The 20,272-nt window shown below is 68.4% G+C and carries 15 protein-coding genes; 6 read left to right on the forward strand and 9 right to left on the reverse strand.

Annotated features, from left to right (window positions below):
* Window positions 1–289: 289 nt before the first annotated feature.
* The 3 genes from rplL to RS883_RS13315 all read right to left on the reverse strand — a co-directional run bounded on the left by rplL (window position 290) and on the right by RS883_RS13315 (window position 3,393).
* The gene (rplL, locus tag RS883_RS13305; RefSeq protein ID WP_315760665.1) at window positions 290–667 is read right to left on the reverse strand and encodes a 50S ribosomal protein L7/L12; all 378 of its coding nucleotides are present in this window, start codon (window positions 665–667) and stop codon (window positions 290–292) included.
* Window positions 668–724: 57 nt separating this feature from the next.
* Entirely contained in the window at window positions 725–1,240 is a 516-nt protein-coding gene (rplJ, locus tag RS883_RS13310; RefSeq protein WP_315760666.1) for a 50S ribosomal protein L10, read from the reverse strand.
* Between the two features lie 389 nt (window positions 1,241–1,629).
* Window positions 1,630–3,393 carry a M14 family metallopeptidase gene (locus RS883_RS13315; protein WP_315760667.1) on the reverse strand — a complete coding sequence of 588 codons (1,764 nt, stop codon included), beginning with the start codon at window positions 3,391–3,393 and terminating at the stop codon, window positions 1,630–1,632.
* A 313-nt stretch (window positions 3,394–3,706) separates the two neighbouring features.
* Between RS883_RS13315 and RS883_RS13320 the strand changes: the two genes are divergently transcribed.
* Window positions 3,707–4,183 (forward strand): nuclear transport factor 2 family protein, encoded by a 477-nt coding sequence (locus RS883_RS13320; RefSeq protein ID WP_315760668.1) that lies wholly within the window; start codon window positions 3,707–3,709, stop codon window positions 4,181–4,183.
* Here the strand turns inward: RS883_RS13320 and RS883_RS13325 are convergent.
* On the reverse strand, window positions 4,180–4,911 hold the full coding sequence (locus RS883_RS13325; RefSeq protein ID WP_315760669.1) for a prepilin peptidase: 732 nt from the start codon (window positions 4,909–4,911) through the stop codon (window positions 4,180–4,182). The genes RS883_RS13320 and RS883_RS13325 overlap by 4 nt on opposite strands.
* Window positions 4,912–5,005: 94 nt before the next feature.
* On the opposite strand from RS883_RS13325, the gene RS883_RS13330 reads away from it, so the two are divergent.
* Window positions 5,006–6,190 (forward strand): acetyl-CoA C-acyltransferase, encoded by a 1,185-nt coding sequence (locus RS883_RS13330; protein ID WP_315760670.1) that lies wholly within the window; start codon window positions 5,006–5,008, stop codon window positions 6,188–6,190.
* A gap of 56 nt (window positions 6,191–6,246) precedes the next feature.
* On the opposite strand, the gene RS883_RS13335 is transcribed toward RS883_RS13330, so the two are convergent.
* Entirely contained in the window at window positions 6,247–7,803 is a 1,557-nt protein-coding gene (locus RS883_RS13335; protein ID WP_315760671.1) for a DNA methyltransferase, read from the reverse strand.
* Between the two features lie 212 nt (window positions 7,804–8,015).
* Here RS883_RS13335 and RS883_RS13340 point away from each other — a divergent pair, with 212 nt between their 5' ends.
* The 4 genes from RS883_RS13340 to RS883_RS13355 all read left to right on the forward strand — a co-directional run bounded on the left by RS883_RS13340 (window position 8,016) and on the right by RS883_RS13355 (window position 13,628).
* Window positions 8,016–8,330, forward strand: a complete 315-nt coding sequence (locus tag RS883_RS13340; protein WP_315760672.1) for a GCN5-related N-acetyltransferase — start codon at window positions 8,016–8,018, stop codon at window positions 8,328–8,330.
* A 131-nt stretch (window positions 8,331–8,461) separates the two neighbouring features.
* Window positions 8,462–11,467, forward strand: coding sequence for an excinuclease ABC subunit UvrA (gene uvrA / locus RS883_RS13345; protein WP_315760673.1), 3,006 nt, complete (start codon window positions 8,462–8,464; stop codon window positions 11,465–11,467).
* Between the two features lie 104 nt (window positions 11,468–11,571).
* Window positions 11,572–12,141, forward strand: a complete 570-nt coding sequence (locus RS883_RS13350; RefSeq protein WP_315760674.1) for a hypothetical protein — start codon at window positions 11,572–11,574, stop codon at window positions 12,139–12,141.
* 11 nt (window positions 12,142–12,152) lie between these two features.
* A complete protein-coding gene (locus RS883_RS13355) occupies window positions 12,153–13,628 on the forward strand; it encodes a PepSY-associated TM helix domain-containing protein (protein WP_315760675.1) in 1,476 nt (491 codons plus the stop codon).
* A 13-nt stretch (window positions 13,629–13,641) separates the two neighbouring features.
* Here the strand turns inward: RS883_RS13355 and RS883_RS13360 are convergent, their stop codons facing one another.
* The 4 genes from RS883_RS13360 to tssM are packed head-to-tail and all read right to left on the reverse strand — an operon-like array spanning window position 13,642 to window position 20,262.
* Window positions 13,642–15,549, reverse strand: a complete 1,908-nt coding sequence (locus RS883_RS13360) for a serine/threonine-protein kinase (protein ID WP_315760676.1) — start codon at window positions 15,547–15,549, stop codon at window positions 13,642–13,644.
* A complete protein-coding gene (locus RS883_RS13365) occupies window positions 15,546–16,307 on the reverse strand; it encodes a PP2C family protein-serine/threonine phosphatase (protein WP_315760677.1) in 762 nt (253 codons plus the stop codon). Before RS883_RS13365 ends, RS883_RS13360 begins: the two co-directional genes overlap by 4 nt.
* Complete coding sequence (gene tagF / locus RS883_RS13370; RefSeq protein ID WP_315760678.1) at window positions 16,304–16,783, reverse strand: type VI secretion system-associated protein TagF; 480 nt, start codon at window positions 16,781–16,783, stop codon at window positions 16,304–16,306. The genes RS883_RS13365 and tagF overlap by 4 nt, the downstream gene beginning before the upstream one ends.
* Window positions 16,780–20,262, reverse strand: coding sequence for a type VI secretion system membrane subunit TssM (tssM, locus tag RS883_RS13375; protein WP_315760679.1), 3,483 nt, complete (start codon window positions 20,260–20,262; stop codon window positions 16,780–16,782). Before tssM ends, tagF begins: the two co-directional genes overlap by 4 nt.
* Window positions 20,263–20,272: the final 10 nt, after the last annotated feature.

Raw genomic sequence — 20,272 nt, forward strand, 5'->3', positions numbered from 1 at the left:
ATCCCGCTTCTCCAGCCCGACGATGCAGAAGATAGCGGGAGCCCGGGTCAAGTCCGGGGTGACGGTTTGAAGTTGGTGGTGGCCAGATCCTCCCCGTTCGTCCTGAGCTTGTCGAAGGACGTGTGGCAGGGTGCATCGCTGGCAACACGTGCTTCGACAAGCTCAGCACGAACGGAGAAAGGAGCCGTGCCCCCTCCCCCAACCCGCAGAACGAAAAAGGGCGGCCCGTCGCCGGACCGCCCCTTCCCTGTCTCAACGCATCCCTTGGATGCGGGCGAGCCGTTCGAGATTACTTGACCTCGACGGTCGCGCCGGCTTCCTCGAGCTGCTTCTTGATCTTCTCGGCCTCGTCCTTCGACACGCCTTCCTTGACGGCCTTCGGCGCGCCCTCGACGAGAGCCTTGGCTTCGGTCAGGCCGAGCGAGGTGATCGCGCGGACTTCCTTGATGACGTTGATCTTCTTGCCGCCGTCGCCGGTCAGGATCACGTCGAACTCGGTCTTCTCCTCAACGGGGGCAGCAGCCGCACCGGCGCCACCACCAGCAGGCGCAGCGGCGACGGCAGCAGCCGAAACGCCCCACTTCTCTTCGAGCAGCTTCGAGAGCTCGGCGGCCTCGAGGACGGTCAGTTCGCTCAGCGACTCAACGAGCGCGTTCAGGTCAGCCATGGTAAACTCCAATCTTGAATGGGTTGAATGTGGTCAGTGTCCGATACCGCCCGGATGTCAGGCGGCGTCCTTTTCCGCATAGGCGCTGAGCACGCGCGCGATCTGCGCCGCGGGTGCCTGCGTAATGGTCGCAAGCTTGGTCGCGGGCGCCTGCACCAGGCCAATCAGCTTGGCGCGCAGTTCGTCCAGCGACGGCAGCGACGCCAGCGCCTTGATGCCTTCCGCGTCGAGCACCTGCTTGCCCATCGCGCCGCCGACGATCTCGATCTTGTCGTTCGTCTTGGCGAAATCCGACACGACCTTGGCGGCCGCGACCGGATCGGTCGAGGTGGCGAGTGCGACGGGCCCGGTCAGCAGGTCCGAAATCCCTGCGTAGTCGGTGCCCTCGAGCGCGATCTTGGCAAGGCGGTTCTTGCTGACCTTGTAGCTCGCACCGGCTTCGCGCATCTTCGTGCGGAGCTGCGTCGACTGGGCGACGGAAAGCCCCAGGTTGCGGGTGACGACCACCACGGCAACCTCGTTGAAGGTGCGGTTCAGCTCGGCAACGGCTTCGGTCTTTTGCGAACGATCCATGCCGGTCTCCTCACAATGGACCCGAAGGTCCGGTTACGTCGAGGATCGGGCGGCTGCCCGGTCCCCTCGTCCAAGGGGGCATGCTCGTCATGGCCGGACACTGCCCGGCGGCCGACCCGATCCGAAAGCAGACCGGTGGAAACACATTCCCCGTCTCGGCAGGACATTAAGGTGGGCAGACCCCACCACCTGCTGTCTCGGACGGACGCGCGGCGACCGAGGTCACCGTGCGAAGCGCGCGCTGTTAGCCGAAGTCCACGACGAGTCAAGTCCTACTCACCGTCACCCCGGACTTGTTCCGGGGTCCACCTCGCCGCGAACCCAGCGGCGGCTTGTCAGGACCAACGGTGGACCCCGAAACAAGTCCGGGGTGACGAAAAGGGGGGCGGTTACCGCACCTCGCGACCCACGGGGTACAACAGGTACCGCGAGTCATAATACGGCGTCCGCTCGTAGAACCACGCGAGCCGCGCCTGCGGGTCTGCGGCGAACTTCGCGTCCGCCGCCAGCTTCGCTTCGAACTCGGCGCGGAGCTTGGCATCCTTGGCCAGCATCGCGTCGGCGAGCGGCGCGATCGCATAGCCCTCGATATACTCGGTCCGCGCGAGCATCGACGGGGTCAGGTTCCACGCCACCGCCCCATCCTCGCTCTCGGGCTCGAGCAGCGCCGCCGCGACAAGCGCCAGCGGCTGGTCGGCGGGAACGCGCACCGATCCCGCGGGCATCGTCACGCGCCGCCGTTCATGCACGATCCGGCCGGACAGCGGCACCCGTCCCTCGCTCGCCGCGCCCAGCTTCGGACCGAGCACCCGCGTCATGTCGAGCTCGATCTCGCGGGGCTTGTCGATCAGTTCCATCTTCAGGCCCTGGAGCCCGGCGACCTTCTGGATCGCAGTCGCGCTTGCAGGGATCCACCATGCCCGGGGCAGCGTCACGGTGGCACCCGGCGACTGGCCCATCACCGGCACCTTCATCGTCACCGGCCGCCCCGTCCAGCGCAGTTCGTCACGCCCCGACGCGGCCGAGCGGAACGTCTCGTGGCCGATGCCCTTGAAGTCCATGACGAACAGCGGCTTGGGCTTGTCCTTCCATTCGGTGACCATCGTCGTCGGCCGCGCCGCGCGGTCCGCGGCGATCGCGCGGCGCAGCGCCGCCGCCTCGTCACCCGCGGTCCGCAGCGCCGTCTCGACGAAGACATAGGTGCCGAGCACGCGGCGGCGATAATTCTTCAGGCTGTGCGTCTCCAGCAGCACCGTCGGCACCCGCGCGACATCCCCCCACCCCGTCGAGAAGCGCGGGGTGTCGGCATTGTGCGCGATCCCCTTTTCGGGCGCGCGATTATCGAGCGCGTCGATGTAGAGCGAGGGCACATGCCCCGCCGCGGTCAGGTCGCGATCGAACGCCGGGCGCAGCCGCGTGTCGAGCCACCGCCCGATCGCCGGGCTCGCGGCATAGCGCCCATAAAGGCCGTTGAAGTCGTAGGTGATGTCATACTGGTAATCGATGCCGTCGGTGACGTGCAGGTCGAGGTAGAGCACCGGATCGAGCCGCCGGATCAACCCCAGCATCGCCTGCATTTCGGGCGCGTCGGCCTTCAGGTAGTCGCGGTTGAGGTTGAGGTTCTGCGCCGTCGTGCGCCACCCCTGCACCATCGGTCCGCGCTGGTTCGGGCGGCTGTAGCGCGACGCGCGCTCATGCCCGTCGACGTTGAAGATGGGGACGAGCACCAGGTCGGCCTTGTCGAGCAGACCGTGCTTGCCCCCGAACGCGATGTCGCGAAGGAGCATGAAGCCGGCATCCTTGCCGTCGATCTCGCCCGCATGGATGCCCGCCTGCGCGAGAACCACGGGCCTGCCCGGCCCCTTGCTCGCGCGGATGAAGTACAGGTCGCGACCCTCGGGACTGCGCCCGAACACCTCCAGCGTGAGCAGCGGCGACGCCGCGACCAGCTTTTCGGCAAACGCCCGGGTCGCGGCGTAGTCGGGCGTCCGCTCGAAGTTGGCCGCCTCCGCCGGGGTGATCCAGGGTGCGCCCGGCTTGGCGATCAGCGCCTCGCTGGCGCCGCGCCACGGTATTTCGGGCGGCAGCGGCGCGAGCTCCTGCGCGGCGGCGGGGGCGACAAGAAGGGCGGCGAGCGGAAGAACGAAACGCATGGGCAGCGGCATAGCGGGGCGGCAGCCCGACTGGAAAGGGCACGTGGGTAAAATCCGATCGCGTCATTCGCTCGAAAGAGGGATAGCCAGCCGCAGGAAAAAGGCGAACGATCTCAATCACCCACCTGCCGGCGCACCTCCCTTTCGTCCGGCGGGTGGGTCCTTCGCCGAGCCCGGTTAATCCTTTGTTTAGGATGCGCCGACTAGCGCGCTGCGAGGCGAGCGCGATCCATACGGACAGCAACCCGGATCGCGCTCGCTGCGCCGACGATGGCGATTGCGCCCAACAAAGGCGTGCCGATAGGATCGGCCGATGATCCTCCAAACGATATGGCGAACAGGCGCGACGTTGCTGCTGGCGATCCCGGCGGCGTCCCCGATCCATGCGCAGGTTGCTTCGCCCGGCACGTGCGACGGCGGCAGGGCGAGCGACTGCCGTTTGCTGCTCGCCGCAACCATGGCGTTCACCGACATGCTGAGGACGGCGGACCCGACGCCGCTCCGCCGCCACCTCGACCCACGAGCGCTGTGGATCACCGTCGACGGAAAGGTGCGGTCGGGCGCCGACCTGATCGAAACGGTCGGCCGCGACGCGAAGCGCGCGACCGCGACGATCGAGCGCGCGGACGTGCGCTTCTTCGGCGACGTCGCGATCGTCACCTGGCAGGAGTCATGGACCGCCCCCGACGCGGCGGTGAAGCAGGGCCGACTTGCGGGCGTCGACACCTGGGCGCAGCGCGGTCGGACGTGGAAACTGGTTAAGACGGCCGAGGTGCGGCTGGCGCCCTAACCCGCCGCGAGGACGAACCACCACCCGAACGCCGCCGCCGCGAGCAGCGTGCCCAGCGGCAGCCGCGCATCGCCGCGCATCCGCATCGCAACCGCCCAGACGAGCCCGATCACGCACGCCGCCAGCAGCACGCCCGGCAGCGCCCGCCATCCGAGCCACAGCCCGATCGCGCCGAACAGCTTGGGATCGCCGCCCCCCAATCCCATCCGTCCGCGCAGCCGTCGGTACCCCGCGGCCACCAGCCACAGCACGCCGAACCCGGCCGCCCCCCCGATCAGCCGCGCCTCGACCCCCGGCGGCAGCCCCGCCAGCCCGCTCGCCAGCCCCGTCACCGCCAGCGCCGCGACCAGCCCGTTCGGCAACCAGAACGCGGCGAGATCGATCGCGCCGAGCGCCAGCAGCAGCCAGCCGAACACCGCACCGGCCACACCCTCGATCCCCGGCGCCGCCCAGCCGGCCGCGATGCCGATCGCTGCGCCAATCAGCTCGATGGCGAGGTGCGATCGCCCGACCCCGGCGCCGCAATGGCGGCACCGGCCGCGCTGGACGAGGAAGCTCAGCACCGGCACCAGCTCGGCTGCGCCCAGCGTCTCGACGCACGCATCGCATCGCGACCGCCCGCTCGCCCGCTCGCCCGCCGGCCAGCGGATCGCGATCACCGCGATAAAGCTGCCGAACACCGCGCCCAGCACGCCGAGCAGCACGGGCCAGAGAAGCGGCGGAACCATCGTTCGCCCCTACGCCTGCGCCGCCACGCTCGCCAAGGTTTCAATCGTCACCGTTCGCCCCTAGATCGCAGGCAAACGAAAACTGGAGAGCCCCATGTCCGCCGATCCCGTCGTCATCGCCAGCTATGCCCGCACGCCGATGGGGAGCTTTCAGGGGGTGCTGACCGGCGCGAGTGCGACCGAACTCGGCGCCGCCGCCGTGCGCGCCGCGGTGGAGCGCGCCGGACTGAAGGGCGAGGCGGTCGAGCGCATCTACATGGGCTGCGTGCTGCCAGCCGGGCTGGGCCAGGCGCCCGCGCGCCAGGCCGCGATCGGCGCGGGCCTGCCCACCCATGTCGAGGCGACCACGGTCAACAAGATGTGCGGATCGGGGATGCAGGCCGCGATCATGGCGGCCGAGACGTTGGCGGCGGGCGGCGCCGACTGGATTGTCGCGGGCGGCATGGAGAGCATGACCAACGCGCCGTATCTGTCGATGCGGCATCGGGGCGGCGCGCGGATCGGCCACGACGTGCTCAAGGATCACATGTATCTCGACGGGCTCGAGGACGCCTATGAGCCCGGCCGCCTGATGGGCAGCTTCGCCGAAGAGACCGCGGCGGAATATCAGTTCACGCGGGCCGCGCAGGACGATTTCGCGATCGCCAGCCTCGAGCGCGCGCAACAGGCGCAGCGCTCCGGCGCGTTCGACCGCGAGATCGTGTCGGTCGATGTGAAAGGCCGCAAGGGCACCGAGACGATCCGGCTAGACGAACAGCCCGCGCGCGGCGACATCGCTAGGATCCCGACGCTCAAGCCCGCCTTCTCGAAGGAAGGCACGATCACCGCCGCCAATGCAAGCTCGATCAGTGACGGCGCCGCCGCGCTGGTGATGACGCGCGCATCGATCGCGGAGAGGTACGGCCTGACCCCGGTCGCGCGCGTCGTCTCGACCGCCGCGCACGCCCATGCGCCTGCCCTGTTCACGACCGCGCCGGTCTTCGCGATGCGCAAGGCGCTGGAAAAGGCCGGCTGGCAGGCGAGCGACGTCGACCTGTTCGAGGTCAACGAAGCATTTGCCTGCGTCGCGATGATCGCGATGCGCGACCTGTCGATCGGCCATGAGGTGCTCAACGTCCATGGCGGCGCCTGTGCGCTCGGCCACCCGATCGGCGCCTCGGGCGCGCGGGTGCTGGCGACGCTCTTGTCGGCGCTCGAAACCAACGGCCAGAAGCGCGGCCTTGCCTCGCTCTGCATCGGCGGCGGTGAAGCCACGGCGATGGCGGTGGAGTTGATGTGAGGCTGCTTCCGACGGCCAATGGGATTGTCCATCATCACCGAAAGCCAGCGGGTCTGTTAGAATAGGCTCGCCTGCTGGCCACTGCCGCCGTCCTTAGCAGCACGGCGAAAGCCGGTCTGTCGGTCGAGAAGCGGAACTCGCGGCCGTCGACCCTGGAACAGCTCGGCGAGTGTGAATAGCTGAACGCGAGGAAAGGCCTCGGCAGTCACCGGATCGGTCCAGATGCCTGCTGCGGCCGCTTCGCGCTCCATGTCGCGAGAGGGTGCGGTCACGCAAACGAAGACGCCGATATCCGATTTCTCGCGTTCCAGGACGCCCCGCAGATCGCGCACCATGGCCACGCCGACGTTACGGCCGGCTTTGACCGAGATGATCGCTGCGGCAGTCGCGGTCTGGCCTGCGCCGACGGCGTTGCGCGTGTAATAGATATAGCCGTCGACACCCCGATCTGGTCCCTTGCGACCGCCGCGATAGGGCTGGCCGCCGATCTTCTGGGTGATCCAGTATTGGAACTGATGCGGCTCGACGGATGCGAGATGCTCGGCATCGGAAAGGCTGCTGGGTTCCCCGACAACGCTGAACTGAATTCCGGGGAACGCATCCATCAACCTTCGCTCGATCAGACCGATGGAAAGATAGGTTATGTCTATCCCGATCCACTGGCGCCCCATTCTTTGCGCAGCATGGACCGCGGTTCCGCAACCGCAAAAGGGGTCGAGCACGACAGCGCCGGGATCTGACGAGGCCGACAGGATGCGTTCAAGGAGACCTACGGGTTTTTGCGTCGGATAGCCCAGCCGTTCACGATTCCCTTGAGCCGTGAGCCAGCGAACATCCTCGTCTATTCCCTCCTTCGATCCATAGAGCGCCCCTCGTGTATGTGGCTGATAGGCCCATATGTCTTGCAGCAGATTGCCCGGGCTTCGATCGAGATACTGTCGATAGGTCGGGAGCGCGCCGCTGCCTATGGCCGGAAAGTCGATCAGGCCCATATCTGCCAGTGCATCAAGCTTTTCATGCTGTGGAAGTTTCGGATCGACGCCAAAAGCAAGCACAAGATCGTTAGGCACTGCCCAATGTCGCTTGGACGCCGTCGGATTGTAACCGCGCCACGACTTGCCTGAGTCGCCGTTCCGTGTTCCGGCACCATGTATCGAGTTCGTCCAGTACCGCCCTCGCTCGTCCTGCTTGCGGAAGTAGCTGTCGATATGGCCATTGGCATATGGCCGATAGACTGCCTTGTGCCTGTAGTGTTCACTTTTCTGATAGAAGTGGATGACGTCATGGACTGGGCCGAACCGTTTGGCGTTATTGTGGGCCCCTGTCCGTCTCCAGATTATTTCGTTGAGGTAGTTTTCTATCCCGAACGTGCCATCCAGGATCAACTTCAGATAATGGCTGGCTGTAGGATCACAGTGTAGATAAAGACTCCCCGTCGGCTTCAGTACGCGGTGCAGTTCGATGAGCCGAACCGCCATCATGGCCAGATAGGCCATCATGTCGTTCGAGTTGAACGGCGGATCGAGATAGATGAGGTCGACGCTCTCGTCCGCGATGTGCTCGCGCAGCACGCCCAAATTGTCGCCATAGAAGAGTTGGTTGATCGGGATCATCGACGGGTCCGCTCGCCTGATTGACGATCGGAACCTATGTTGATCGAAAGAAGAACAGAATTTGAACTTCATTCATTCCGGCGCGATCGGGTTGAGGCGCAGGAATGGTTCGACGCCGCGGATCGTCCTTCAATGACGAATAGATCCATCCTGAACAGCAGGGGTGCGATTGGCGTTACCCCCTGTTGGCAACCTGATCGGCGAGGTCCGAAATGGATGAGATTGAGCGGGCAGCGCTGGAAACCCGCTGGCTCGACCTCACCCGCCGCGTCATGCCCGCGCTCGCCGCCGAGCGCGGATGGCCCGTTCGGGCCGACCACTGCTTCCAGCGCATCCTGCTCGACAACGCGTTCGGCGGTGTCTGGTACGATCATGTCGCCAAGCGGCCGGCCTATGCTCATGCCGACCTAGTGACGCTCGCCAGCGCCGTCAGGCTCGGCGAAGCGGCCATCGCCGGCGAGGTCGACCTTGCCGATCTCAACCGCCGTTCGCTCCGCTGGCGACGCGAGCGCAAGGCGGGGCGCTGATCGCCGCCGTTCGTCGCCCCCCTCGCATGCATCAACCCTCGTTCCTATCTGCAATGCTGGCGATCTTCCCGGAACGAAGCTAGAACGGACTGCATGACCCTGAGCCCCATTTTTCAGCATCGGTTTTCCGGATGCTGAGCCACATCAAGGTGCGCGGCGCGCGCGAGCACAACCTCAAGGGAGTGGACATCGACATCCCGCGCGACACGCTGACGGTCATCACCGGGCTGTCGGGATCGGGCAAGTCGAGCCTCGCCTTCGACACCATCTATGCCGAGGGGCAGCGGCGCTATGTCGAGAGCTTGAGCGCCTATGCGCGCCAGTTCCTCGAAATGATGCAGAAGCCCGACGTCGACCATATCGAGGGTCTGTCACCGGCGATTTCGATCGAGCAGAAGACGACGTCGCGCAATCCGCGCTCGACCGTCGCGACGGTGACCGAGATCTACGACTATATGCGCCTCTTGTGGGCGCGGGTCGGCATCCCCTATTCGCCCGCGACCGGCCTGCCGATCGCGGCGCAGACGGTCAGCCAGATGGTCGACCGCGTGCTCGCGCTGCCCGAGGGAACGCGCCTCCTCCTTCTCGCCCCGGTCGTGCGCGGGCGAAAGGGCGAGTATCGCAAGGAACTCGCCGAGTGGCAGAAGGCCGGCTTCCAGCGCGTCCGCATCGACGGCGAGATGTATTTGATCGAGGAAGCGCCGACACTCGACAAGAAGTACAAGCACGACATCGAGGTGGTGGTCGATCGCCTGGTCGTCGGCGGCGACATCGCCACGCGGCTGGCGGAGAGTTTCGAGACCGCGCTGAAGCTGGCCGAGGGACTCGCGTATGTCGATCTGGTGGACGGGCCGGTTCCCTCCCTCTCCCCTTCAGGGGAGAGGGCCGGGGAGAGGGGCAGTGCCGCTGACGCTGGTCTCGGCGAGGCTCCTTCCCCTCTTCCAACCCTCTCCCCTGAAGGGGAGAGGGCTCAGAAGATGAAGGGCGCGGGCGTCCCCGCCAACCGCATCGTCTTCTCCGAGAAGTTCGCCTGCCCCGTCTCCGGCTTCACCATCCCGGACATCGAGCCGCGGCTGTTCAGCTTCAACGCGCCGCAGGGTGCCTGCCCCGCATGCGACGGGCTGGGCGAACGGCTGGAGTTCGATCGCGACCTGGTGGTTCCCAATCACGACCTGTCGATCAAGAAGGGTGCGGTCGTGCCCTGGGCCAAGTCGAACCCGCCCAGCCCCTATTACATGCAGGTGCTGGGCAGCCTCGCGCGCGAGTTCGGGTTCAGCCTCGACGCGGCGTGGAAGGACCTCGCCCCCGAGCATCAGGACGTCATCCTGTCGGGGACCAAGGGCAAGCCGGTCACGCTGACCTTCGTTGACGGGCGCAAATCCTATGACGTGAAGAAGCCGTTCGAGGGGGTGATCGGCAACCTCAACCGCCGCATGCTTCAGACCGAGAGCGCCTGGACGCGCGAGGAACTGTCCAAATATCAGGCCGCGCATCCGTGCGAAACCTGCGGCGGCGCACGGCTCAAGCCCGAGGCGCTGGCGGTCAAGGTCGCCGGCACCGACATCAGCGCGGTCACCCGCCTGTCGGTGGTCGACGCGCTCGGCTGGTACCAGTCGCTGCCCGAGAAGCTGACGCCGCAGGGCCGCGAGATCGCCCGAGCGATCCTCAAGGAGATCGACGAGCGGCTCGGCTTCCTCAACAATGTCGGGCTCGACTATCTCAACCTCGACCGCACGTCGGGCACCTTGTCCGGCGGCGAGAGCCAGCGCATCCGCCTGGCGTCGCAGATCGGCAGCGGGTTGTCGGGCGTGCTCTACGTCCTCGACGAGCCCTCGATCGGCCTCCACCAGCGTGACAACGACATGCTGCTGGCGACGCTTCGGCGGCTGCGCGACCTCGGCAATACCGTGCTCGTCGTCGAGCATGACGAGGATGCGATCCGCACCGCCGATTATGTCATCGACATGGGCCCGGGCGCGGGCGTGCATGGCGGTGAGATCGTCGCGAAGGGGACGCTCGACGAGCTTCTGGTCGCGGAAGGCAGCGTCACCGCCGACTATCTCAACGGCACGCGCGAAGTCGCGGTGCCGCCGGTGCGGCGCAAGGGCAACAAGAAAAAGCTGACCGTCCACAATGCGACGGCGAACAACCTGACCGGCGTTACCGCGTCGATCCCGCTCGGCACCTTCACCTGCATCACCGGGGTGTCGGGATCGGGCAAGTCGAGCTTCACGATCGACACGCTCTATGCCGCCGCCGCGCGCACATTGAACGGCGCGCGCGTGCTCGCGGGCAAGCACGACAAGATCACCGGGCTGGAGCATTGCGACAAGGTCATCGACATCGACCAGTCGCCGATCGGTCGCACCCCGCGGTCGAACCCCGCCACCTACACCGGCGCCTTCACCCAGATCCGCGACTGGTTCGCGGGCCTGCCGGAGGCGCAGGCGCGCGGCTACAAGCCGGGCCGCTTCAGCTTCAACGTCAAGGGCGGGCGGTGCGAGGCGTGTCAGGGCGACGGCGTGCTCAAGATCGAGATGCACTTCCTCCCCGACGTCTATGTCACCTGCGACGTGTGCCACGGCGCGCGCTACAATCGCGAGACGCTGGAGGTGAAGTTCAAGGGCAAGTCGATCGCCGACGTGCTCGACATGACGGTCGAGGACGCGTTCGAGTTCTTCAAGGCGGTGCCGCCGATCCGCGACAAGATGGCGATGCTGTCCGAAGTCGGCCTGGGCTATGTCAAGGTCGGGCAACAGGCGACGACGCTGTCGGGTGGCGAGGCGCAGCGCGTCAAGCTCGCCAAGGAACTCGCGCGCCGATCGACCGGACAGACGCTCTACATCCTCGACGAGCCGACGACCGGCCTCCACTTCGAGGATGTGCGCAAGCTCTTGGAAGTGCTCCACGCGCTGGTCGACCAGGGTAACACCGTGGTGGTGATCGAGCACAATCTCGACGTCATCAAGACCGCCGACTGGATCATCGACCTGGGCCCCGAAGGCGGCGTCAAGGGCGGCGAGATCGTCGCCGTTGGCACGCCAGAGACGGTGGCGAAGGAGCCGCGCAGCTACACCGGGCGATATCTGGCGCCGCTGCTCGGGCGCGGACGGCGGGAGGCGGTGGCGGCGGAGTAGCCGGAGCGTCATAGCGAGGCCCGTTCGGTCTGCTATTGCGACTTGCTCTCAAGTTGGTCGCGCGTCATAAGCGGCGTCATGATCCGTGACGCTGCCTCGCTCCTATGCTGACCGCCACCCTTCTGCTCCTCGCCGGCGCGGGTGTCGTGCTGCTCCGCTTCGGCTGGGACGCGCGGGAGCCGGCTCAGGTTCGTCTGACGCTTGGCGGATGGGCGGCGATCGTCGTCGCGATCGGCATGCTGACCGCGATCGACGGCGCCTGGGGCTTCGCGATGGGGACGATCCCCGTGATGCTCGTCGCCTTTGCGCTGTTGGCGCGTGAGGCGATCGCCTCGACCGCCCCCGCCCGCGCGGCGCGGGTGGTCGAGAGCGATCCGAGCGTCCACCTGCATGCGCGCGACTGGCGCGATGTCGGCCGCCGTATCGCTATCTTCATGCTCGCCATGCCCGTCGCCGGTCTCGTCTCGCTGCTTGCCGGGCTCGCCTTTGCCGCGACGGCGCGAGCGGGCGGCGCGGTCGACGCGGACAGCACTACGCTCGCGCTGATCGTCACGCCGCTAGTCTGGTCGGTGCTCGGCACCGTGCTGCTGCTCGAGGATCGCGCGCGCGGCATGCTGCGGCCGCTCGCCGCGCTGGGCGCCGTGTCGGGCGCGACCTTCTGGCTGCTCGGTTGAGGACGTCCGCGATGCGCTTCCCTTCACCCGACCTCGTCCGCCGAGCGCTGTCCGGTCATGCCGCGATCGGCCTGCTCGCCGGCGGACTTCTCTACCTGATCTGTCTGTCGGGCACGATCGTCGTGCTGCGCGAGGAGCTGCAACGCTGGGAGCAGCCCAATATCGCCGAGACGCTGTCGATCAGCCCCGAAGCGCTTCAGACCGCCGCCGCCACCGTTCTGGCGAGCGAGACGGGCAAGAAGCCGACCGAGCATTTCTACATCCATCTGCCCAACGACGCGCTGCCGCGCACCGTCGTCACCACCGACAACCAGGCGGTCTATGTCGACCCGACCGGCGCGATCGCGGGCAAGGAGGCGCATGGCTGGACCGAGTTCCTCATCAACCTCCACGTCTATCTGCACGTCCCCGGTACGCTGGGCCTGACGATCGTCGGCGCGCTGGGCGTGATGATGGCGGCGCTGACGCTGGGCGGCGTCCTCGCGCATCCGCGCATCTTTCGCGACGCATTCCGGCTGCGCGCGCGCGGTCAACGCCAACTGGCGCTCGCCGACTGGCACAACCGGCTGGGCGTCTGGACCCTGCCCTTCGGCCTCGCGCTCGCGCTGACCGGCGCGATGATCGGGCTGAGCGGCGTCGGCTTCTACGCGATGGCGACCAAATGGCATGGCGGCGACATCGAAAAGGCGTACGCGCCGCTGTTCGGCGGCGAGCCCGCGCATGACGACCGCAAGGCGCCGCTCGCCAACATCGCCGCGGCGATGACCAACCTCAAGGCGATGCAGCCCGAGGTGCAGCCGAGCTATGTCGTGATCCACGAACCCGGCACGCGCGGCCAGTATCTGACGATCCTCGCCAAGCACCCGCGCCGGCTGATCTATGGCGAAACCTATGCCTTCACCGCCGATGGCCGGCCGACGCACAAGGTCGGGCTGAGCAACGGGCCGATCGGCAAGCAGTTCGCTGCCTCGACCTATGACCTGCATTTCGGCTCGTTCGGCGGGCTGCCGGTGCGGCTGATCTATGTCCTGCTGGGCGCGGCGGTGACGATTATCTGCGGCACCGGAATGTCGATCTGGCTGGTCAAGCGCCGCCAGCGCGGCCGCGCGAGCCCGCGGCTGGAGGCGATGTGGGCGACCGTGATCTGGGGATCGCCCGCGCTGATGATGGCGGCGCTGGTACAGCGCGCGCTGTTCGGGGCGGAGGCGCCGATGGTCGCATTGTTCTGGCTTGGTCTGGCGCTGATGATGGGCGCGGCGATCATCGTGCCGCGTGCCGAGGTCTGGGCGCGCTCGCTGCGGCTGGCGCTCGGCGCGGCGATGGTGGTGGCGGGCGTCGTCCATGCCGCGACGATCGAGAGCGGCATCGCGGCGCTATACCTGATCGACGCGAGCCTGGTGCTGGGCGGCGCGGCGTTCCTGTGGCCGGCGATCTCGCGCCTCGCGCGCGCCCGCACCACCGAGCCCGAGTTCGCGCCGGCGGAGTGACCGGCGGCCCTCCCTACTCCTTCGCCTCGTCCACCGTTCGGAACCACACCATGTCCGCCTGCCAGCCGCGCTCGGCGGCGGTGGAGACGAACTTGTTGGTCCAGTCCGGCCCCCGCGCGCCGAGCGGCGGAGCGATCAAATCCTTGTCGAACGGCCCCTTGCCGCTCAGCATCAGGATGCCCGACCAGCCGGCGTGATTGACCTCCAGCTGGAGCTTGAACTTGTCGCCGGGCAGCGCCGTCACGTTGCGTGAGCCTTGTGCGGCGACGCCCGCCACCTGCTTCCGGTCGGCGACCGATCCGCTGCCGAAAAAGTCGCCGTCGATCACGCCCGACGGCTCCAGCCCCACCATCACGAAGTCGCGCGCCGGATCGCCGAGGTTCATCTCGACCACGACGTTGGCGGCGTTCTCGCCCGGATAGCCCGATTGCGACGGATCGTTCGGCTGCATCCGCATCTCGAAGCTGCGCTGCGGCACCGCGAGGCGGCTGGCGTCGGGCGAGCGGATCTGGCGATAGGTATTGAGCGCCGCGCAGCCCGACTGGGTGATCGGCGAGACCTCGTCGAAGTCGATGCTGGCGCCCTGGATGCCTTGCTGCGCCAGCCCCTGCGCGATCTCGGTCTGCGCGGCGGCGGGATTACCCGCGACGCCGGTCAGCTTGACCAGCGGGCCGCCCGCGCCGCCGCCGACGTCCACGACCTGGAGCCAGGTGCAGTTGACCGACGGGAGCGTCGAGTCGACGATCGATCGCGCGCGCGCCACCGGATCGCCCGCGGCCGCCACCGGCGCGCCGGCCTTGCCGCCGGGATCGACCGGCGTGTCGCCGCCGCGCATCGCGAACCAGCCGACACCCGCCACAGCGAGCAGCACCGCCGCGCCGATGCCAGCCGGCACCGCCATGCTCTTCCTGGCCGGCGTCGGGGGCGGCGCGGGCGGGGCCACTGCCTCCAGCGCGTTGAGCGCAGCCAGCACTTCGTCCATCGAGCGGAAGCGCTGCGCCGGATCGGCGGCGAGCATCCGCTGGAGGATCGGCTTCAGCTTGTCGGGCGCCGCCGCCAGGTCCGGACCCGCGCGCCGCTTGTCGACCGCATCGACCAGCGATCCGCCCATCGCGACATTCCTGCCCTCGGCCACCGCCAGCATGACGAGGCCGAGGCTGTACACATCGGTCCAAGGCCCCACTTCGCGACCGAAATCGCCGAGCTGCTCGGGCGCGACATAGCTGAGCTTCCCCGCGAACCCGTCGCCGACGATCGTCGCCGAACCGGGATCGAGATCCTTGGCGATGCCGAAGTCGATCACCTTGGCCTTGTCGAGCCGTCCTTCCTCCAGCAGCACGTTGTCGGGCGAGATGTCGCGGTGGATCGCGCCCAGCGCATGCGCGGCGTTCAGGCCGGACGCGAGCCGCCGCAGCAGCCGCATCTGGTCCGCTTCGTCCGGCCGCAACTGGCCGAGCACGTCGGCAAGGTTGGTCCCGTCGATATATTCGGTGACGATGTAGAGCACGCCGAGCTGCGGCTCCTGCGCGAGCACGCGATACTGGACCAGCGCCTCGTGCTGGAGGCGCGTCAGCGTGCGCGCCTCCTTGCGGAACATGCCGATCACGTTGGGGTCGGCGGCGAGCGCGGGCAGCATCACCTTGATCGCGACGCGCTCGTCGGAGTTGACGTTCATCCCCTCGAACACCTCGCCCATGCCGCCGCGAGCGATGAAGCGCTTGACCTCATAGATGTGATTGAGGACGTCCCCAACCTGGATCCCCTGCCCGTCGGTGCGCGGGGCGAAGTGCGTCTGGAACGCGGCCGCCTCGGTTCGCATCGGCGGCGGCGAGGGCTCGGCCGGCGGCGGCGGCGGGGCGGCGGACGGCATGAACACCGTCGCATCCTCAGGAGGGGGCGACTTGTCGTCGGGGTCGGTCATACGCTGGGTCCACTCACCGGTTCGGCAAAGCTGAGCGAGGTCGTCTCGTTGAGGGCGACAACGACGATGGTCACATTGTCGGGCGCGCCGCGGTCGAGCGTCGCGGCGACCAGCCGCTCGGCCGCCTGCGCGTCGCCCGTCCGCAAAAGGCCGGCGATCTCGGCATCGGCGAGGGGGCCGCTGAGGCCGTCGCTGCACAGCAGGAACACGTCGCCGGGCACCGCCTCGTCCGCGACGATGTCGACCTCCGTCTCGGGCCGCACACCGACCGCGCGGGCGAGAACGTGGCTCATCGGATGGCCCGCGGCGTCGGCTTCGCTCAACAGACCGCGATCGACCATGTCCTGCACCTGGCTGTGGTCGCGCGTCAGCTGATAGAGCGTCCCACCGCGCAGCAGATAGGCGCGGCTGTCCCCCACCCACAGCACCGCGAAGCGCCAGCCGCGCAGGAGCAGCGCGACGACGGTCGACCCCATCTGCCCGCCGCGCTCCTGCCCTTCGGCCCAGATGCGAGCGTTGGCGGCGTGGATCGCGTCGGCGGCGATGGGAGCGTCGTCGTCGAACTGCCCCGTCAGCGGCGCGGCGTGCAGCGCCTCGACGATCGCGGCGGACGCGACTTCGCCGCGCTCATGTCCGCCCATGCCGTCGGCCACCGCCCACAAGCCATCGCGCGGACGCTCGCAGAAACTGTCCTCGTTGTTCTTGCGCACGCGTCCCACATGGGTCAGCGCATGCGCGTCGATGCGCGGACCGGTCACGGCGCGTCTCCCTGCGTATCGAGCATCGCCGCGATCAGCGCAGGCGGGCGCTCGCCCTCGCGCCGCGCGGGCGGGAATGGGTCGCTGCCCTCGGTCCACCAGAGCGCTACGTCGGACGGAGACGCGGCCAGCCCCCCTGCCTCGACATGGAGGCGGTCGGCGTCCCACGCTTCCCCGAGTGCGCGATAGAGCAACGCCTCGCACGCCTCTCCCGCCGGCCCGAGCAGCACCAGCGGAAAGCGCCGCCCCGCCGCGTCGACCGAGGCGCAGATTGCCCCGCCCCCGGCCGGTCCAGCATGGCGCCACGGCGGCGCAGCATCGTAGCGCGCGTCGAAATCCTCATAGAGAGCCGCCGCTTCCGCCATCGAACCGGACAGCCATGCGTCCAGCGCGTCACGATCGCCGGCGCTCAGCCCCCGCGCGACGAAATCGCCATGCGTCGGCAGCTTGCCGAACAGGCTCACACTGCCGGTCACAGGGCCACCGGGCAGCGGAACGACCAGATGCCGCCGCGGCTGAACGGGTTGCGGTCGGACGGCAAGCCGATCAGGAAAGTGACGCTCGCCGCGCCTTCACCAAACGTCGCCTTGATCGCGCGCTCGCCCGCATTCTCCTTTTGCGCCTGGTCCATGAGCTTGAAGAGTGCCCACGGTCCCTCCGCCTCGATCTTGCGAAGCGGCGCGGGCGCGCCGGTCGCGGCGGCACCGACGGGAAAGAGCGTGACCGACGCCTCGGGCAAACCACCCGACACCGACCAGAGCAAAGGCCGCGCGGGCGCCCCCACTGCATCGAAGCGGTAGGTGGTGCCGCCGCTCGCGATCTCGACCGCACCGACGCCGCTGCCGAGCTTCGCCAGCGCGACCTTGATAGGCAGCCCGCCGACCAGCAGGTCGCGGATCTGCGCGGCCTTGGCGAGTTCCTCGGGGCTGGCGGGCGAGAGTGCCGCGGCGACCGGATCGTCGGCGCGCCAGCGCCACACCGGCCCCTCGGTCTCCATCATCGGCTTCAACCGCTGCTGGACGAAGCTGTCGATCGTGCCGCCCATCCCGAAGACGCGCAGCACGTCAACCGTGGCGGCGTCGGTCTGCGCGGCACCGAAAAAAGGGTAATGCTCCTGCGCGACCTCCCGGCAGGCGGGGCCGACGGTCTGCGCATAGGCATCGGCGACCGCGCCGGTCGCGGCGTCGACGCGCGCGGTCGATCCGCCCCCCGCCGCCGCGCCGACAAAGCCCTGGAGCTGCGGCGGTGCGCCGGCGGCGGCGGCCTGCACCTGCGCGACCGCCTGTGCCATCGCCGCCTGTGTCGCCTCAGCGCCGCCGCCACCGCCGACCGCCTTGGCGGCGATGACCGCCTGGCCCGCCTGCTTGATCGCGGCGACGAACTCGTCGATCGGGCCCGGCGCCTTGCCGTCGCCGACATAGTCGTGGAGCGGCTCGAAATAGCCGGTGATCTCCGCGCCCGCATCAAGGCCCGTCGCACGCCCCGCGCCCGCATTCTGGATCAGGCGCCCGCCGGGCATCGACGACATGCGCTGCGCGATCGCCTTGTCCGCCGCGCCGCGCGCGCCGCCGGCGAAGATCGTGTTCTTCCGAAGTTCGAGCAGCACGCGCTTCAGCGGCGACGGGCTCTTGGTGAACGCGCCGAACGCAGCCGGGTCGCTGAAATAGCCGCCCGGTTGCATCAGCTTCACAATGCCTTCCCAAGCTGCGATGTACTCGCGAGCGTAAAGCCCGGCGACGCCGGGGCGGATGTTCGCCATCTCGCCCTGCACGCCAGACGTCGAGGCGTCGCCGCCCAGCACCCACAGGTCGCGCTTGAGGTCCGCCTGCACCGTGGCGAGGCCGACGGTGTACGCCTTCTCGAACCCCTCGCGCGTGAAGAAATAGGGCACGCGCGCGCCGAGTACCTGGTCGGCATTGGCGAACGCGGCGGCATCGCCCTGGCTCAGCACGTTGGCGACCAACCAGTCCGCACCCTGCCCCGCCGCCTTCTGGCGCATCACCGCATAGGCGCGATCGGCAAGACTGAGCGTCCCCACCGATGCGCGCGCCGAAGCGACGAGGTCGCCGTCCAACGGCGGCTTGCGCCCCGGCCATACGGCGGCGAGGTCCTTGTCCTCGAGGAGTGCGGCGAGGTGCTTTCCGAGCTTCTCCCGCTCGGGCGCGGCATCGGCGCCGGGCAGCACTTCGCGCGCCCAGTCGGCCGAGACCCACTGGCGCACCGCCTTGGCATCCATCGGCCCCTGCTGGCCGAGCATCAGATAGACCTTGAGCGGCTCGTAGAGCGCCATCGGGTCGCCCCCATGCGCCTGGAGATAGGTCTCCAGCCGCAGCATCAGCCGCGGCAAGAGCACGCGGCGCAGCCCCTCGCGATAGGTCTGCTCGGCCTGTTCACTCAGCCCGGACTGATAGAGCCCGAAGCGCATTGACAGAGGCGCGCCCGTCGCCCGCCGTTCGGCATAGCCACGCGGCAGCGCCCGCAACGCATCGAGGCCGGGCAGGACGGCGCGCAGGTCCGCATCGCCATCCCGGACCTGTTTCAGATCGACACCAGAGTCGCGCAGCAGGGTCGCCGCCGCCTCGGTCCTGGCGAGCAGCTCGCCCTCGAAGCTGCGGTTCGCGGCGTAGCTCACGCCCCACGCGCCGAGCGTCAGGACGGCGGCCGCGCCGATGCCGGCGAACGCCGCGGCCAGCCGCGTCCGCCGCCGCCGGACCGCCGCGGGATCGAACGCGACGAGGCCGGATTCGGGGAACAGCGTCTCGGTCAGCAGCCGGTTGAGGAAGTAAGCACGCCCGCCGCCCGCCGCCTGCGGCTCGGGCGCGCGGTCGTAGACGTCGGCCATGCCCGACAGGATGCGATCGAGCGGCGCGCCCTGCTGGACGCCGCTCGTCAGATAGAAGCCGCGAAGATTGCCCGCCGCCTCGTCGCCCGACACGAACGCGCCGTCGAGGAAGCGCATCAGCCGCGAGCGCAGCGACTGAAGCTGCGATGGGAAGCCGAGGATCAGGCCGCGCCGCGCGGCGTCGACTTCCTCGAACAGGCGCTTGGCCTGGCGATCGGTCGCCGCTTGCGCCATCGTGTCGAACGCGCGCGCCAGTGCCTCGCCCGACGGCTTGCCGGCGCCGGCGGGCAGCGTCGCGCCGAGCACCGCGCGGCGCCCCTCGACATCCAGGTCGCCGAAATATTCGGTGAAGCCCGCGAGCAGATCGGCCTTGGTGAGCACGACATAGACGGGCACCGCCACTTCGAGCGACTGGCGAAGCTCGACCAGCCGCCGCCGGACCGCGCGGGCATGGGCGTCGATCCTGGCGCAGTCGCTTCGGATCAGCTCGTCGACGCCGATCGCCACCATGACGCCGTTGATCGGCTCCAGCGGACGATGCTTGCGCAGCAGCGACAGGAACGACGTCCAGCCGCTCGCATCGACCTTATAGTCGCTGTCCTGCGTCGTGTAGCGGCCCGCGGTATCGAGCAGCACCGCCTCGTCCGCAAACCAGAAGTCGAGGTTGCGGGTGCCGCCGACGCCCTTCACCGCCTGATCGGTGTGCGGGAAATGAAGGCCCGAATTGAGCAGCGCCGTCGTCTTGCCCGCGCCCGGCGGACCGATGATGACGTACCAGGGCGCGGCATAGAGATAGTCGCGCTTCTTGCCCGACCCGGCCTTCAGCTTGGTCAGCGCCTCGCCCATCCGCTGCGCGAGCGCGCGGCCCTCCTCGTCGGCGGCGTTCGGGCCGGACAGCTCGGCGGCGAGCGCGGCGGCGGCGCGCTGCGCCTTGCGGCGGCGGAGCCAGAAGGCGAGCCCCCACAGCCCCAGGATCAGGACCGCGAACGCGAGCCGCACCCAGAGCGGCCTGAGGCCCGCCACGAAGAACGGCAGCCCGACCGACAGGACGAGCACGGAGAGGATCGCGCAGGTCAGCGTGACCGCGGTCCAGTTGCCGAAAAAGCGCTTCATGCCTCCGCCC

Source organism: Sphingomonas sp. Y38-1Y (genome assembly GCF_032391395.1).
Lineage (GTDB): Bacteria > Pseudomonadota > Alphaproteobacteria > Sphingomonadales > Sphingomonadaceae > Sphingomonas.

Bases quoted from the DNA above. Each gene is read 5' to 3' on its own strand.
- rplL (WP_315760665.1), bottom strand. From the start codon at position 667: ATGGCTGACCTGAACGCGCTCGTTGAGTCGCTGAGCGAACTGACCGTC.
- rplJ (WP_315760666.1), bottom strand. From the start codon at position 1,240: ATGGATCGTTCGCAAAAGACCGAAGCCGTTGCCGAGCTGAACCGCACC.
- RS883_RS13315 (WP_315760667.1), bottom strand. From the start codon at position 3,393: ATGCGTTTCGTTCTTCCGCTCGCCGCCCTTCTTGTCGCCCCCGCCGCC.
- RS883_RS13320 (WP_315760668.1), top strand. From the start codon at position 3,707: ATGATCCTCCAAACGATATGGCGAACAGGCGCGACGTTGCTGCTGGCG.
- RS883_RS13325 (WP_315760669.1), bottom strand. From the start codon at position 4,911: ATGGTTCCGCCGCTTCTCTGGCCCGTGCTGCTCGGCGTGCTGGGCGCG.
- RS883_RS13330 (WP_315760670.1), top strand. From the start codon at position 5,006: ATGTCCGCCGATCCCGTCGTCATCGCCAGCTATGCCCGCACGCCGATG.
- RS883_RS13335 (WP_315760671.1), bottom strand. From the start codon at position 7,803: ATGATCCCGATCAACCAACTCTTCTATGGCGACAATTTGGGCGTGCTG.
- RS883_RS13340 (WP_315760672.1), top strand. From the start codon at position 8,016: ATGGATGAGATTGAGCGGGCAGCGCTGGAAACCCGCTGGCTCGACCTC.
- uvrA (WP_315760673.1), top strand. From the start codon at position 8,462: ATGCTGAGCCACATCAAGGTGCGCGGCGCGCGCGAGCACAACCTCAAG.
- RS883_RS13350 (WP_315760674.1), top strand. From the start codon at position 11,572: ATGCTGACCGCCACCCTTCTGCTCCTCGCCGGCGCGGGTGTCGTGCTG.
- RS883_RS13355 (WP_315760675.1), top strand. From the start codon at position 12,153: ATGCGCTTCCCTTCACCCGACCTCGTCCGCCGAGCGCTGTCCGGTCAT.
- RS883_RS13360 (WP_315760676.1), bottom strand. From the start codon at position 15,549: ATGACCGACCCCGACGACAAGTCGCCCCCTCCTGAGGATGCGACGGTG.
- tssM (WP_315760679.1), bottom strand. From the start codon at position 20,262: ATGAAGCGCTTTTTCGGCAACTGGACCGCGGTCACGCTGACCTGCGCG.